This is a genomic window from Ramlibacter sp. (assembly GCF_035655895.1).
Taxonomy (GTDB): domain Bacteria; phylum Pseudomonadota; class Gammaproteobacteria; order Burkholderiales; family Burkholderiaceae_C; genus Ramlibacter.
This window is the reverse complement of sequence record NZ_DASRTN010000014.1, coordinates 114,116-127,798: the sequence shown is the minus strand read 5'-3', so window position 1 is coordinate 127,798 and position 13,683 is coordinate 114,116. Positions and strand designations below refer to the sequence as shown.

Below are 13,683 nucleotides of genomic sequence, written 5' to 3'. Positions count from 1 at the left end.
TGGCTCGGCACCGTGGCCCCGGGCGGGGTGATGCCGAGAGCGCCAGGATGCGCAGCGCACAGACCGTTCGCCTCCCGCACCGACGCGACAGTCGCGGCCCAGACCACAGCCTATAGTGCTACTCCTTTCGGAGGAGCCAGCCATGGGTCGGACGAATTGGCAGTTGAGCGGCGGCGTGGCCGTCGTCACGGGCGCGGCCAGCGGCATCGGCGCGGCGCTGGCGCGGGAGCTGGCCGGGCGCGGCATGCACCTGGCCCTGGTCGACGTCCGGGCGGCCGACCTCCAGGCCGCCGCCGAGAAGGTGCGTGCGGCCGGCATCCTGGTCAGCACGCACCCGCTGGACGTCGCCGACCGCCGCGCCGTGGCCGCCCTGCCCGGCCGGGTGCTGGCGGTGCACCGCCGGGTGACCGTGCTGGTCAACAACGCCGGGGTGGCGCTCGGCGGCCCCTTCGACCAGGTCGCCGCCGAGGACTTCGAGTGGCTGATGGAGGTGAACTTCGGCGCCGTCGTGCGCCTCACCCGCGCCTTCCTGCCGGTGCTGGCCCGCGAGGAGGCCGCCCAGGTGGTGAACGTCTCCAGCATCTTCGGGATCATCGCGCCGCCCGGGCAGACCGCCTACTGCGCGAGCAAGTTCGCGGTGCGCGGCTTCTCCGAATCGCTGCGCCACGAACTGGAGGCGGCCGAGTCCCCGGTGGGGGTGACGCTGGTCCACCCCGGCGGCGTGCGCACCGCCATCGGCGACCGTGCCCGGCTGCCGGCCGATGCCCCGGCCGACCTGGTGGCCCGCGAACGCCAGCGCTGGCAGCAGCTGCTGACGCTGCCGCCCGAAGTGGCGGCCCGCACCATCGCGCAGGCGATCGCCCGCCGCGCGCCGCGCGTGCTGGTCGGGCGCGATGCGCGCCAGGCGGCGCTGCTGCAGCGGCTGTTCCCCGTGCGGTACTGGGCCCTGGCGGCGCGCGACATCGCGCGCCGGGCCCGCGCCGCGACCTGACATTCCGAGGAGACGAGAGATGGCCAGTTGGCAGGCCCGTGTGGCCACGTTCCTGGTGCGCCGCCGCGTGCGGCCGGCGCTGGGCGACCTGAGCGACATCGCGCGGGTGCGCGCCGCCTTCGCCACGCCGCTGCCGCCACCGGCTGGCGTTCGCTACACCCCCGCGAGCGTCGGTGGCGTGGCCGGAGAATGGGTCGAGCCCGAGCAGGGCGACACCCGGGCCACCCTGCTCTACCTGCACGGCGGCGGCTTCGTCGGCTGCTCGCCGCGCACCCACCGCCCGCTGACGGCCGCGCTGGCGCGGCAGGGCCTGCGGGTGTTCGTGCCCGACTACCGGCTGGCACCCGAGCATCCCTGGCCCGCCGCCCCCGACGACACGCTGGCCGTGTGGCGCGCGCTGTGGGCGGAGCAGCAGGCGCGCGGCGGTGCCCACCGGCTGGTGGTGGCGGGCGACAGCGCCGGTGGCAACCTCGCGCTGGTGCTGATGCTGCGGCTGCGCGATGCGGGCGAGCCGCTGCCGGCCGCCGCCGCCCTGTTCTCGCCGGCCACCGACCTGACCGGCGGCAGCGCGTCGCTGCACGAGAACGCCGGGCGCGACGCGATGTTCCGCGGCGACGGCCTGCACCATCTGGCCGACGCCTACCTGGCCGGCGCCGACGCCGCCCATCCGCATGCATCGCCGCTGCTCGGCGACCTGCGCGGCCTGCCGCCGTTGCTGGTCCACGTGGGCCAGGACGAGGCGTTGCGCGACGACAGCGTTCGGCTGGCCGACAAGGCGCGCGCCGCCGGCGTGCCGGTGGACCTGCGCGTCTGGCCTGTGGTCTCGCACGTGTGGCAACTGGTGTGGCGATTGCCCGAGGCACGCGCGTCGGTGCGCGCCGCCGCGCGCTTCCTGCACGAGGCCGTGGCCCGCGCCGCGGTGCCAGGTGGCGCACCGGAACAGCTCGACGTGGTGATCGTGGGCGCCGGGCTCTCGGGCATCGGCGCCGCCGCCCACCTGCAGGCCCGCTTCCCCGAGCGGCGCTACGCCATCCTGGAGGCGCGCGACGCGATCGGCGGCACCTGGGATCTGTTCCGCTATCCGGGCATCCGTTCGGATTCGGACATGTACACGCTCGGCTACGAGTTCAAGCCCTGGCGCGCCGCCAAGGCGATCGCCGACGGCCCGTCGATCCGCGCGTACGTGCGCGAGGCCGCTGCCGAGCGCGGCATCGACCGGCAGATCCGGTTCGGGCAGCGGCTGGTGCGGGCCGACTGGTCGAGCGCGGAGCAACGCTGGCTGCTGGAGATCGAGCGCGTCGGCACGGGCGAGCGGACGCAAGTGGCCTGCCGCTTCCTCTGGATGTGCAGCGGCTACTACAGCTACGCGCAGGGGCACCGGCCCGAGTTCCCGGGCGAGGCCGGGTTCGGCGGCCGCATCGTGCATCCGCAGTTCTGGCCGGAGTCGCTCGACCACGCCGGCCGGCGGGTGGTCGTGATCGGCAGCGGCGCCACCGCGATGACGCTGGTGCCCGCGATGGCCCGGACGGCAGCCCACGTCACCATGCTGCAGCGCTCGCCGACCTACGTGGTGTCGCGCCCGGGCGTCGACGCCGTGGCCGAACGGCTCAAGCGCCTGCTGCCGCCGATGCTCGCGTACCGGCTCGTGCGCGCCAAGAACGTGCTGCTGCAGCAGCTGTTCTTCCGGCTGGCGCGTCGCTGGCCCGACGCGATCGGCCGACGTCTGGTGGCCCTGGCGGGCCAGCAGTTGCCGCCGGGCCACGACCTGCGCCACTTCACGCCAGCGTACAGGCCGTGGGACCAGCGCCTGTGCCTGGTGCCGGATGGCGACCTGTTCCGCTCCATCCGCGAGGGCAAGGCATCGGTGGTGACCGACCGGATCGAGCGCTTCACCGCCACCGGGATCCGCCTGGCCTCGGGGCAGGAGCTGCCAGCCGACATCGTGGTCACCGCCACCGGGCTGACGCTCAACGTGCTGGGCGACGTGGCGGTGTCGGTCGACGGCCGCCCGTGCGACCTGTCCAGGTCGCTCGTCTACAAGGGCATGATGTTCAGCGGCGTGCCCAACCTGGCCTCGACCTTCGGCTACACCAACGCCTCGTGGACGCTGAAGGCGGACCTCACGGCCCGCTACGTCGGGCGGCTGCTCGCGCACCTGGACCGGCACGGCTACACGTCGGCGACGCCACAGCGCGATTCCTCGGTGGCCGAGCAGCCGTTCATCGACTTCTCCTCGGGCTACGTCCAGCGCGCCGCCGCGCGCCTGCCCAAGCAGGGCGACCGCAAACCCTGGCGGCTGTACCAGAACTACCTGCTGGACCTGCTCACACTGCGCTTCTCGCGCATCGACGACGGCGTGCTGCGCTTCGAGCACCGGCCGGGCGCCTCGCCGGCCCCGGGGCGCCTGCCCGCCGCCGCACGGGGTGGATGACTGCACACGCACACACGCACACACGCACACACGTCACCACGCCGCCCCGAGGGAACGGGAAGATCCTGACACCGCGCTGACCCGCCACCCGACGGTCGGACAAAGGGTCGGTCCTTCTTGCGCGAAGTCCGCCGGGTTTGCCATGATGGGAAGGCACGGGCCCTTCCGTGCGCATGTGGCAGGGTGCAATCCAACGAGAGCAATGGCTGACGGCACGCGAGAACAACCGATCCTCTGGCTGGGCCTGGCCGGCTTCGATGCCGACCAGCGTTCGCGTCTCGCGGACATCCTGCAGGCACGCGACGGCCACGTCCGCTGGCAGTTCAGCGCCTTCGGCGACGCCGATGCCTGGATCATCCATGGCGCCAAGGTGCAGGTCGTGCCGGGCGCCACCATCAACATCCATCCCGCCATCCCGACCCAGCGCATCACCCGCCTGAGCCTGCTGGACGTCGCCAAGCCGCTCGCCATGGCGCGCCCGCTGCCGCTCAGCGTGGGCGTCTCGCTGTCCTTCGACCTCGACGATCGCGCCAGCACCATCGCCGCGATCGTCGTGCTGGAACAACAGCTGCGGCCGCTGCGGGCGCGGCTGGCCCTGGCGCGCGACATCATCCGCCGCGGCGCCAAGCTGCGGCACGGCATCTACCACGTCAGCCGCGACGGCCGCCTGCTGGCCGCAATGAACTTCCGCAAGGGCGTCGCCGGCCTGTCGCCGGACCTGCAGCCGCACGAGCTGGCCGGTGCCGCCTGGGACCGCCTGCCGGTCACCAGCGACACGATGCCGCCCATGTTCGAGGTGGTGCCGGTCAACCAGCTCTCCTGGACCTACGTGCTGCACACGGACGTGGGCCTGCTGCCGCCGTCGTACATGCACCGCCTGATCTACTACCGCGGCGCGCCGCGCGTGCCGGCGAACTGGCTCACCGACACGCAGCTCGCGCTGCTGCACATGCTCGCCACGCGCGCCGCGACCTTCGAGGCACTGGCGGAGCGCACCGGTGTCGCCGACGAGCAGCTGGAGAAGGACCTGACCTGCCTGTACTTCGCCTCGGCGATCACCAGCACACCCTCGAAGGCGGCGCATCCGGCGTCGGTGCCGCGCGAGGAGCACGGGCCCTCGGTCACGCCCCTGGCCGACCTGGTGCCGGCCCCTGGCGAGACCACCGGCCGGATGCACACCGTGCCGCTGTACACCGACTCGTTCCGCGCCAGCCAGGCGCCCGACAGCGGGCAGGCCTGAGGCCCGGGCGCCTCAGCGGGCGGCCTTGCCGTCGCCCAGCTGGCTGGCCAGCGCCTGCACCACGGTGTCGCCGGCCGGCACGTCCTGGGTCAGCCACACGTTGCCGCCGATCACGGCCCCCTTGCCCAGCGTGACCCGGCCAAGCACCGTGGCCCCGGCGTAGATCACCACGTCGTCCTCGACCACCGGGTGCCGCGGCAGGCCCTTGGTGAGATGGCCGTCCTCGCCCACCGGGAACCGCTTGGCGCCCAGCGTGACGTTCTGGTAGAGCCGCACGCGCTCGCCGATGACCGCGGTCTCGCCGATCACGACACCAGTGCCGTGGTCGATGAAGAAGCCGGCGCCGATCCGCGCGCCCGGATGGATGTCGATGCCGGTGCGGCTGTGGGCGATCTCGGCCACGATGCGCGCCAGCAGCGGGAGCCCGAGCTCGTACAGCCGGTGCGCCAGGCGGTGGTGGATCATGGCGAGCACGCCCGGATAGCACAGCAGCACCTCGTCGACGCTGCGCGCCGCCGGATCGCCATGCCACGCCGCGAGCACGTCGGTGTCGAGCAGCCGGCGCACCGCCGGCAGCGACAGCGAGAAGTCGCGCACCAGCGCGCCCGCGCGTGCGCGCAGCTCGTCGTCGGGCGGCGGCGCCTCGCGGGCGGCATGCCGCAACTCCAGCATCGCCTGGCATTGCAGCGAACGCAGGGCGGTGTCGAGCGTGTGGCCGACGTAGAAATCCTCGGTGTCGCTGCGCAGGTCGGCGGGGCCCAGCCGCATCGGGAACAGCGCGCCCTTGAGCTGCTCGACCAGTGCCTCGACGGCCTGCGGCGAAGGCAGTTCGCGGCCGCGCGCCTCGCCGGTGCGGTTGCGTGCGGCACGCCATTCGTCGCGGGCGGCGTGCAGGCCGCGGACGACCTCGGCGACATCGAAGGCTGGGCTCATGGCAGGTGCGCGGGCGAGTCGTGGACGGGCTCCGACCTTACCGCAGAACGACCGCGGCCGCCCCGAGGCAGGCGGTTGCCACGCGTGGCGTCGCGCCTGCCCGGGGCGGCCCGCGAACCGGCCCCGGAGCCGAGCGGCCGACACGGCCGACACCGCCGACACCGGTCGCACGCGGGGCGGCCCACGCCGCGCCGGGCCAGCCGCAGACAGCGGGATGCTGCACCGTCCGACACCGGCGCGGCCGCCGGCGGCGTCAGATGCGCGCCAACCCTCCCAGGACCAAGGACACCCCATGAAGATCGCCAGCATCCTCCTCGCCTGCTCGCTCGGTCTCGGCGTCGCCGCCGCCTCCGCCCAGACCGGGAACGCATCGTCCACGGGCCAAAGCCCGGCCGCCGGCCCGGGCACCGGTGGCACGGTCGTGGACAAGGCCAAGCGCGGTGCCAAACGCATCGGCGAGAAGACGCGCAACGCCCTGAACCGTGCCGATGGCCGCGACCAGCAGGCGCAGGACAGCACGACGCAGGGCGGGACCGGGACGATGGGCGCCTCGGGCCGCCGCGGCGGCTCCGCAGGCGCATCGTCCACCGCGGCGGGCGCCGATTCCACGCGCCAGCAGCGCATGGACGAGGCCTACAGCCGCTGGCAGTCGCAGGGCCCGCGCTAGCCCTGCACCGGCCCGCCCGCCTGGCCGGCCGCGGCCGGCGCGCGCAGGCCCTCCTCGAGGAAGGCCACTGCGGCGGCCAGATCGCTCATCACGCGCAGCTGCAGCCCCGCGCCGGCTGCGACCTTCTCGCTGGCCCGGGTGATCATGGGCTCGGGCAGCACCGTCACCATGCGGTCGAGATGGTGCAGCTCGTCGGCGATGTGGCGGCCGATGGCGTAGTGGTCGGAAAAGCCGAGCTTGAGCGTGACCCCGAGGCAGTCGGCCAGCGCGTGGCGCAGCTGCTGCTCGCGCGTGTAGCGCGCCAGCGCGCGGATCGCCGCGGCGTAGTCCTCGGCACGGGCCGGCCCGCACACCCGTGCAATGGCATAGCCAGCCGTGCGTTCGAGTTCGAAGCGGGCCGGTGCGTCCATCGGTTCAGCGGCTTCCGTGCGCCTGCTGCCAGAGCACCTGGACTTCGTTGGCCAGGCTCATCGGATCGAAGGGCTTGGTGATCACGCCGACGGCGCCCAGGCTGCGGTAGTGGGCGATCTCGCTGCCCTGCACCTTGGCGGTCATGAAGACCACGGGGGTGGTGGCCGTCGCGGGCAGCTCGCGCAGCCGCGCCAGCGTCGTCGGCCCATCCATGCCGGGCATCATCACGTCCAGCAGCAGCAGGTCGGCCCCGAAGGCAGGTGCACACGCCAGCGCCTCCGCGCCGGACGCACAGGCCTGCAAGGTCAGCCCGCCCACGGTCTCGAGGGCGAGCGCTGCAATGGTGCGGATGTCCGCGTCGTCCTCCACCAGGAGCACGCGCTGCAGTGGGCGCGCGCTCACGTGCAGGGCTCCTGGGCAGCAGCCCGCCCGCCAGCGCGCCAGGCGGGCCGGGTGCAGGCGGGTGCGGAGCAGGCGGATTCGGTCATGCGGCAGGGCCATCGCCCGGGGGCGCCGGACGCGCGGCGATTGTGGCATGCGCCTTGCACCTGCTGCAGCCGTCACGGCCACGTTGCGGCAAATCCCCGCGCCCGTGAACAGCAACCAACGTCCGTATACTGCCCCGCTTTTGCCCCACTGGCACCCGATGGCCGAACAGCGCTCGCCCCAGCCCCTCCGTCTCTTCCTCCTGCTCGCCGCCGTCCTGCTCGCCGCCTGCGGCAAGCAGGCCGATCCCGCCGCGGGCGCGCCGCCCGGTGGTGGCATGCCGCCGCCGGAAGTGGGTGTGGTGACCGTCTCGGTGGGCGACGTCGGCCTGGTGACCGAGCTGCCCGGCCGCCTGGAAGCGTCGCGCGTGGCGCAGGTGCGGGCGCGCGCTGCCGGCATCGTCCAGGAGCGGCTGTTCCGCGAAGGCAGCGATGTCAAGGCCGGCCAGCCGCTGTTCCGCATCGACCCCGCGCAACTGCAGGCCGCCTCCGCCAGCGCGCAGGCCACGCTGGCGCGCGCCCAGGCCAACCTCGGGCAGGCCACCGCGCTGGCCGAGCGCTACAAGCCGCTGGTCGAGGCCAATGCCATCAGCAAGCAGGAATATGCGAACGCCGTCGCCGCCCAGAAGGCGGCCGAGGCCGAGGTCGCGGCCGGCCGGGCGTCGGTGCAGACCGCCCAGATCAACCTGAACTACTCGCTGGTCACGTCGCCGATCTCCGGCCGCATCGGGCGCGCGCTGGTGACCGAGGGCGCGCTGGTCGGGCAAGGGGAGGCCACCCCGCTCGCGCTGGTGCAGCAGATCAATCCGCTGTACGTCAACATCACGCAGTCTTCGACCGAGGTGCTCAACCTGCGCCGCGCCCTCGAGCAGGGCCGCCTCAAGCGCTCCGGCGAGGGCACGCAGGTGCGCGTGCTGCTGGAGGACGGCAGCGAGTACCCGCAGGCCGGCCGCCTGCTGTTCTCCGACCTCCAGGTCGATCCCGCCAGCGGCCAGGTGCAGCTGCGCGCGGAAGTGCCCAACGGCACCGGCCTGCTGCTGCCCGGCATGTACGTGCGCGTGCGGCTGGAGCAGGCCCGCGCCACCAACGTCATCCAGGTGCCGCAGCAGGCGGTCACGCGGTCCGGCCAGGGCGACAGCGTCATGGTCGTGGGCGCGGACGGCCAGGTCTCGCCGCGTCCGGTGAAGGTCGGCACGGCGCAGAACGGCCGCTGGATCATCTTGGAGGGCCTGAAGGCCGGCGAACAGGTGGTGGTCGACGGCTTCCAGAAGATCCGGCCGGGCGCCCCCGTCAAGCCGGTGCCCTGGACCGCCGCCGGCACCGCGCCTGCCGCGGCCGCAGGCGCTTCAGCGCCCGCTTCCGCGCCCGGTGCCGGCGCCTCCGCTCCGCGCGCTGCCTCCTCCGCCCAGCGTTCCTGACGAGGCCGGCACCGCATGGCCAAGTTCTTCATCGACCGGCCCATCTTCGCGTGGGTCATCGCGCTGTTCCTGATCGTCCTCGGCGCCGTGTCCATCACGCAGCTGCCGATCGCGCAGTACCCGCCCGTGGCCCCGCCGGCCATCGTGGTGAGCGCCACCTACCCCGGCGCCTCCGCCCGCACGCTCGAGGAAAGCGTCATCACCGTCATCGAACAGGAGATGAACGGCTCGCCGGGCCTGATCTACATGGAATCGGTGACCCAGGCCAACGGCGTGGGGCAGATCACCATCACGTTCGAGCCCGGCACCAACGCCGACCTCGCGCAGGTGGACGTGCAGAACCGCCTGTCGCGCGCGACGCCGCGGCTGCCGGCGGCCGTGACGCAGCAGGGCGTGCGCGTGGAGAAGTCGCGCTCGAACTTCCTGCTGTTCACCATCCTGTCGTCGGACGACCCCAACTTCACCCCGGTCGACCTCGGTGACTACGCCTCGCGCAACGTGCTGCCCGAGATCCAGCGGATCGCCGGCGTCGGCCAGGCGCAGCTGTTCGGCACCGAAGCGGCCATGCGCGTGTGGATCGACCCGGTCAAGCTGGTCGGCTTCAACATGTCGCCAGCCGAGGTCAACGCGGCCATCCGCGCCCAGAACGCGCAGGTGTCCGCCGGCTCCATCGGCGACCTGCCGATCGAGGCCGGTCAGGCGGTGTCGGCCACCGTGGTGGTGGCGGGCCAGCTGACCGACGTCGAGCAGTTCCGCAACATCATCCTGCGCGCCAACACCGACGGCTCGACCGTCCGTCTCAAGGACGTGGCCCGGGTGGAGCTGAACGCCCAGACCTTCGCCACCTCGGCGCGCCTGAACGGCAAGCCGTCCACCGGCATCGGCGTGCAGCTGTCCCCCAGCGGCAACGCCCTGGCCACCGCCACCGCCGTCCGCAAGCGCATGGCGGAGCTGGCGCCCTACTTCCCGCACGGCATGAAGTGGGACATCCCGTACGACAGCTCGCGCTTCGTGCGCATCTCCATCAGCCAGGTGGTCGAGACGCTGGTCGAGGCCGTCGCGCTGGTGTTCGTGGTGATGTTCCTGTTCCTGCAGAACTGGCGCTACACCATCATCCCCACGCTGGTGGTGCCCGTGGCCCTGCTGGGCACCTTCGCCACGCTGCTGGCGCTGGGCTTCTCGATCAACGTGCTGACCATGTTCGGCATGGTGCTGGTGATCGGCATCGTGGTGGACGACGCCATCGTGGTGGTCGAGAACGTCGAGCGGATCATGAGCGAGGAAGGCCTGCCGCCGCGCGAGGCGACGCGCAAGGCGATGGGCCAGATCTCCGGCGCCATCGTCGGCGTGACCGTGGTGCTGATCTCGGTGTTCGTGCCGCTGGCGTTCTTCGCCGGCTCGACCGGCAACATCTACCGGCAGTTCTCGGCCGTGATGGTGGCGTCGATCGCCTTCTCGGCCTTCATGGCGCTGTCGCTCACGCCCGCGCTGTGCGCCACCCTGCTCAAGCCGGTCGAGGCCGGCCACCACGTCGAGAAGCGCGGCTTCTTCGGCTGGTTCAACCGCGGCTTCAGCCGCACCGCGCACGGCTACGAAGGCGTGGTCTCGCGCATCCTGCGCAAGGCGCGCTGGTGGCTCATCCTCTACGGCGTGATCGCTGCCGCGGTGGCGCTGTTCTACATGCGCCTGCCGACCTCGTTCCTGCCGCAGGAGGACCAGGGCAACATCATCGTGAACGTGCAGCTGCCGCCGGGCGCGACCCAGGAGCGCACGCGCGCCGTGATGGAACAGGTCGAGGCCTTCATCCTCAAGCAGCCCGAGGTGCAGAGCATGGTGGGCGTGCTGGGCTTCTCGTTCTCGGGCCAGGGCCAGAACGCCGCGCTGGCGTTCGTCACGCTCAAGGACTGGGAGGAGCGCAAGGGCGAGAACGCCTCGGCGCAGGCGCTGGCCGGACGCGCGTTCGGTGCGCTGTCGGGCATCCGCGACGCGTTCATCTTCCCGCTCAGCCCACCACCCATCCCCGAGCTGGGAACGGCCTCCGGCTTCACCTTCCGCCTGCAGGACCGCGGCGGCAACGGCCGCGAGGCGCTGATCGCCGCGCGCAACCAGCTGCTGGGCATGGCGTCGCAGAGCAAGGTGCTCACGCAGGTTCGCCCGGAAGGCCTGGAGGACGCGCCGCAGCTGCAGCTGGAGATCGACCGCGAGAAGGCGCAGGCGCTGGGTGTGACCTTCGACGCCATCAACACGGCGCTGTCCACCTCGCTGGGCTCGGCCTACATCAACGACTTCCCGAACCGCGGCCGCCTGCAGCGGGTGATCGTGCAGGCCGACGCGCCCGCGCGCATGCAGCCCGAGGACCTGCTGCGCATCAACGTGGTGAGCGCCCAGGGCCGCACGGTGCCGCTGTCGGCCTTCGCGAGCACGCACTGGATCACCGGCGCGATGCAGACCGTGCGCTACAACGGCTACCCCGCGATGCGCATCTCGGGCGCCGCCGCGCCCGGCTACAGCAGCGGCGCCGCGCTGGAAGAGATGGAGCGGCTAGCCGGCCAGCTGCCGCCCGGCTTCGCCTACGAATGGACCGGCCAGTCGCGCGAGGAGAAGCTCGCCGGGGCCCAGGCGCTGATCCTCTACGGCTTCGCCATCCTGGCGGTGTTCCTGTGCCTGGCAGCGCTGTACGAGAGCTGGTCGATCCCGCTGGCGGTGATCCTGGTGGTGCCGCTGGGCGTGCTCGGCGTGCTGCTGGCCACCCTGCTGCGCGGCTACGCCAACGACGTGTACTTCCAGGTCGGCCTGATCACCATCATCGGCCTGTCGGCCAAGAACGCCATCCTGATCATCGAGTTCGCCAAGGACCTGCAGGCGCAGGGCAAGGGCGTGATCGAGTCGGCGCTGGAGGCGGCGCACCTGCGGTTCCGCCCCATCGTCATGACCTCGATGGCCTTCGGCCTGGGCGTGCTGCCGCTGGTGGTCGCATCCGGCGCCGGCTCGGCCAGCCAGCGTGCCATCGGCACCGGCGTGCTGGGCGGGATGCTCACCGGCACCGCCCTGGCCGTCTTCTTCGTCCCGGTGTTCTTCGTCGTCGTGCGGGGCATCTTCCGGGGCAGCGAGCGGCAGCGCAAGCTGCACGCGCACGAGTTCGGACACGAGTTGCCGCCCGGCGCGACCCGGGGGGACCAGGTATGAGAGCGATGACGAGGACATGGGCGGCCGCGGCGGCCGCCGCACTGCTGGCGGGCTGTTCGCTGATCCCGGCCTACGAGCGCCCGGCCGCCCCGGTGCCGGCAACCATCCCCTATCCCGCAGCCAGCGAAGGCACCGCCGCGCCGGTGCTCGAGTGGCAGCGGTTCTTCGCCGACGAGCGCCTGCGCAACCTGATCGGGACCGCCCTGGTCAACAACCGCGACCTGCGGGTCGCCATGCTCAACGTGCAGCAGGCCCGCGCGCAGTACGACATCCGCCGGGCCGACCGCTACCCCAACCTGGGCGCCTCGCTCAGCGCGAGCCGGGCCCCGAGCCCCATCAGCGGCGACCAGCTCACCACCTACCAGGTCGGGCTGGCCGTCACCGCCTGGGAGCTCGACTTCTTCGGCCGCATCGGCAGCCTCAGCGAGGCCGCGCTGGCGCAGTTCTTCGCCACCGAGGAAGGCAGCCGGGCCGCGCAGGTCACGCTGGTCGGCTCCGTCGCCGCCACCTGGCTGAGCCTCGTGGCCGACGAGGAGCTGCTGGCGCTCACGCAGCAGACCCTGGCCACGCGCGAGGAGACGCTGCGGCTCACGCGGCTGCGCTTCGACAACGGCGTCTCCTCCGAGCTTGACCTGCGCCTGGCGCAGTCGCTGGCCGAGACGGCCCGGGCAGCGTTCGCGCAGCAGCAGCGCCAGCGCGCGCTGGACCTCAACGCCCTGGGCCTGCTGCTGGGCGAGGCGCTTCCCACCTCGTTCTCGACCGGCACCACCCTGGCCACGACGACCTTTGCCGACCTGCCGGCGGGCGTGCCGTCGGAGGTGCTGGTGCAGCGTCCCGACGTGCGCCAGGCCGAGCAGCAGCTGATCGCCGCCAACGCCAGCATCGGCGCCGCGCGTGCGGCATTCTTCCCGCGCATCTCGCTGACCGCGAGCGCGGGGCGGGCGAGCACGGAGCTGTCCGGCCTGTTCGACGGCGGTGGCAAGTGGGCCTACACCATCGCACCGTCGCTGCTGCTGCCGATCTTCGACGCCGGCCGCAACCGGGCCAACCTGGAAGCGGCGAACGTGCAGCGCGAGATCGCGGTGGCCCAGTACGAGCGGGCCATCCAGTCGGCGTTCCGTGAGGTGTCGGACGCACTGGCCGGGCGCACCCTGCTGACCGAGCAGCTGGAGGCCCAGGCCCGGGTGGCGGAAGCGGAATCGGTGCGGGTGCGGCTGTCGCAGCTGCGCTACGACGCCGGCGTGGCGAGCACGCTGGACCTGCTGGACGCGCAGCGCTCGCTGTTCACGGCGCGGCAGTCGGAGATCCAGACGCGCCTGGCGCGCCTGCAGAACCAGGTGCTGCTGTACCGCACGCTGGGCGGCGGCTGGACGCGCCAGCCCTGAGGCCGTTCAGCGCCGGTGGCCGCCGCCGGGCGGGCCGCCGGTGCCGTCACGCGGCGGCAGGTGCCGGAACATGATCCGGCCCTTGTTCAGGTCGTAGGGCGACAACTCCAGCGTCACGTAGTCACCCGCGATGATGCGGATGTGGTTCTTGCGCATCTTGCCGCCACTGTAGGCGATCAGGTTGTGGCCGTTCTCCAGGACCACGCGGTAGCGCGAGTCGGGCAGGACTTCTTCCACCCGGCCTCGCATTTCGATCAGTTCTTCCTTGGCCATCGCCAATCCCCTTCGTCTCGATGTTCCCCGATGCGGCGCCTGCCAGGCCCATGGTCGGCGCCCGCCCGCCGTGCACCAGGGACGGGCGTGGGAAGACCAGGATGGAGGGCCGGCACGCGGCCGGACGGGATGCGATCTGCAAGGCGCCGCCGGCGGTGCGGCCGGACCTGCCGCAAACCGGTCAGGCTGCGCAGTCCGCAGCTTGCCGGAAACCCGTCCATTGTAAATTCTTCGCTGCCGCCCGCCACGGGCGCCGGGTCGCA

General features: G+C 72.5%; 11 protein-coding genes and 1 pseudogene. 8 read left to right on the top strand and 4 right to left on the bottom strand.

The window, feature by feature from the left end:
- The first annotated feature begins 142 nt into the window (after window positions 1-142).
- The 4 genes and pseudogenes from VFE82_RS17570 (at window position 143) to VFE82_RS17555 (ending at window position 4,662) form a co-directional block, all read left to right on the top strand.
- Window positions 143-991 carry an SDR family NAD(P)-dependent oxidoreductase gene (locus VFE82_RS17570; protein ID WP_325001630.1) on the top strand — a complete coding sequence of 283 codons (849 nt, stop codon included), beginning with the start codon at window positions 143-145 and terminating at the stop codon, window positions 989-991.
- Window positions 894-1,817: pseudogene (locus VFE82_RS17565) on the top strand (alpha/beta hydrolase); the annotation flags it as partial. The gene VFE82_RS17570 and the pseudogene VFE82_RS17565, both read left to right, overlap by 98 nt.
- A 66-nt stretch (window positions 1,818-1,883) precedes the next feature.
- Entirely contained in the window at window positions 1,884-3,422 is a 1,539-nt protein-coding gene (locus tag VFE82_RS17560; RefSeq protein ID WP_414708783.1) for a flavin-containing monooxygenase, read from the top strand.
- 202 nt (window positions 3,423-3,624) lie between these two features.
- Window positions 3,625-4,662, top strand: a complete 1,038-nt coding sequence (locus VFE82_RS17555) for a hypothetical protein (protein WP_325001629.1) — start codon at window positions 3,625-3,627, stop codon at window positions 4,660-4,662.
- 12 nt (window positions 4,663-4,674) lie between these two features.
- Here the strand turns inward: VFE82_RS17555 and epsC are convergent, their stop codons facing one another.
- Entirely contained in the window at window positions 4,675-5,595 is a 921-nt protein-coding gene (gene epsC / locus VFE82_RS17550; RefSeq protein ID WP_325001628.1) for a serine O-acetyltransferase EpsC, read from the bottom strand.
- 292 nt (window positions 5,596-5,887) lie between these two features.
- Between epsC and VFE82_RS17545 the strand changes: the two genes are divergently transcribed.
- Window positions 5,888-6,262 carry a hypothetical protein gene (locus VFE82_RS17545; RefSeq protein WP_325001627.1) on the top strand — a complete coding sequence of 125 codons (375 nt, stop codon included), beginning with the start codon at window positions 5,888-5,890 and terminating at the stop codon, window positions 6,260-6,262.
- Here VFE82_RS17545 and VFE82_RS17540 read toward each other — a convergent pair.
- Both VFE82_RS17540 and VFE82_RS17535 read right to left on the bottom strand, forming a co-directional pair.
- Window positions 6,259-6,672: a hypothetical protein gene (locus VFE82_RS17540; RefSeq protein WP_325001626.1), complete on the bottom strand. Its 414-nt coding sequence runs from the start codon at window positions 6,670-6,672 to the stop codon at window positions 6,259-6,261. The two genes, VFE82_RS17545 and VFE82_RS17540, sit on opposite strands and share 4 nt — an antisense overlap.
- Before the next feature lie 4 nt (window positions 6,673-6,676).
- Complete coding sequence (locus VFE82_RS17535) at window positions 6,677-7,075, bottom strand: response regulator (protein ID WP_325001625.1); 399 nt, start codon at window positions 7,073-7,075, stop codon at window positions 6,677-6,679.
- A 244-nt stretch (window positions 7,076-7,319) separates the two neighbouring features.
- Here VFE82_RS17535 and VFE82_RS17530 point away from each other — a divergent pair, with 244 nt between their 5' ends.
- From VFE82_RS17530 to VFE82_RS17520, 3 genes are read left to right on the top strand one after another with little or no spacing between them, the layout of a single operon-like run.
- Window positions 7,320-8,576: an efflux RND transporter periplasmic adaptor subunit gene (locus VFE82_RS17530; RefSeq protein WP_325001624.1), complete on the top strand. Its 1,257-nt coding sequence runs from the start codon at window positions 7,320-7,322 to the stop codon at window positions 8,574-8,576.
- A gap of 15 nt (window positions 8,577-8,591) precedes the next feature.
- Window positions 8,592-11,762: an efflux RND transporter permease subunit gene (locus VFE82_RS17525; protein WP_325001623.1), complete on the top strand. Its 3,171-nt coding sequence runs from the start codon at window positions 8,592-8,594 to the stop codon at window positions 11,760-11,762.
- A complete protein-coding gene (locus VFE82_RS17520) occupies window positions 11,759-13,147 on the top strand; it encodes an efflux transporter outer membrane subunit (protein ID WP_414708774.1) in 1,389 nt (462 codons plus the stop codon). The genes VFE82_RS17525 and VFE82_RS17520 overlap by 4 nt, the downstream gene beginning before the upstream one ends.
- Window positions 13,148-13,153: 6 nt before the next feature.
- Here VFE82_RS17520 and infA read toward each other — a convergent pair whose 3' ends face one another.
- A complete protein-coding gene (infA, locus tag VFE82_RS17515; protein WP_325001621.1) occupies window positions 13,154-13,420 on the bottom strand; it encodes a translation initiation factor IF-1 in 267 nt (88 codons plus the stop codon).
- Window positions 13,421-13,683 lie beyond the last annotated feature (263 nt).

Coding starts and splice junctions, on each gene's coding strand:
- VFE82_RS17520 (WP_414708774.1), top strand. CDS start 11,759: ATGAGAGCGATGACGAGGACATGGGCGGCCGCGGCGGCCGCCGCACTG.
- infA (WP_325001621.1), bottom strand. CDS start 13,420: ATGGCCAAGGAAGAACTGATCGAAATGCGAGGCCGGGTGGAAGAAGTC.
- VFE82_RS17540 (WP_325001626.1), bottom strand. CDS start 6,672: ATGGACGCACCGGCCCGCTTCGAACTCGAACGCACGGCTGGCTATGCC.
- VFE82_RS17570 (WP_325001630.1), top strand. CDS start 143: ATGGGTCGGACGAATTGGCAGTTGAGCGGCGGCGTGGCCGTCGTCACG.
- VFE82_RS17555 (WP_325001629.1), top strand. CDS start 3,625: ATGGCTGACGGCACGCGAGAACAACCGATCCTCTGGCTGGGCCTGGCC.
- VFE82_RS17545 (WP_325001627.1), top strand. CDS start 5,888: ATGAAGATCGCCAGCATCCTCCTCGCCTGCTCGCTCGGTCTCGGCGTC.
- VFE82_RS17525 (WP_325001623.1), top strand. CDS start 8,592: ATGGCCAAGTTCTTCATCGACCGGCCCATCTTCGCGTGGGTCATCGCG.
- VFE82_RS17530 (WP_325001624.1), top strand. CDS start 7,320: ATGGCCGAACAGCGCTCGCCCCAGCCCCTCCGTCTCTTCCTCCTGCTC.
- epsC (WP_325001628.1), bottom strand. CDS start 5,595: ATGAGCCCAGCCTTCGATGTCGCCGAGGTCGTCCGCGGCCTGCACGCC.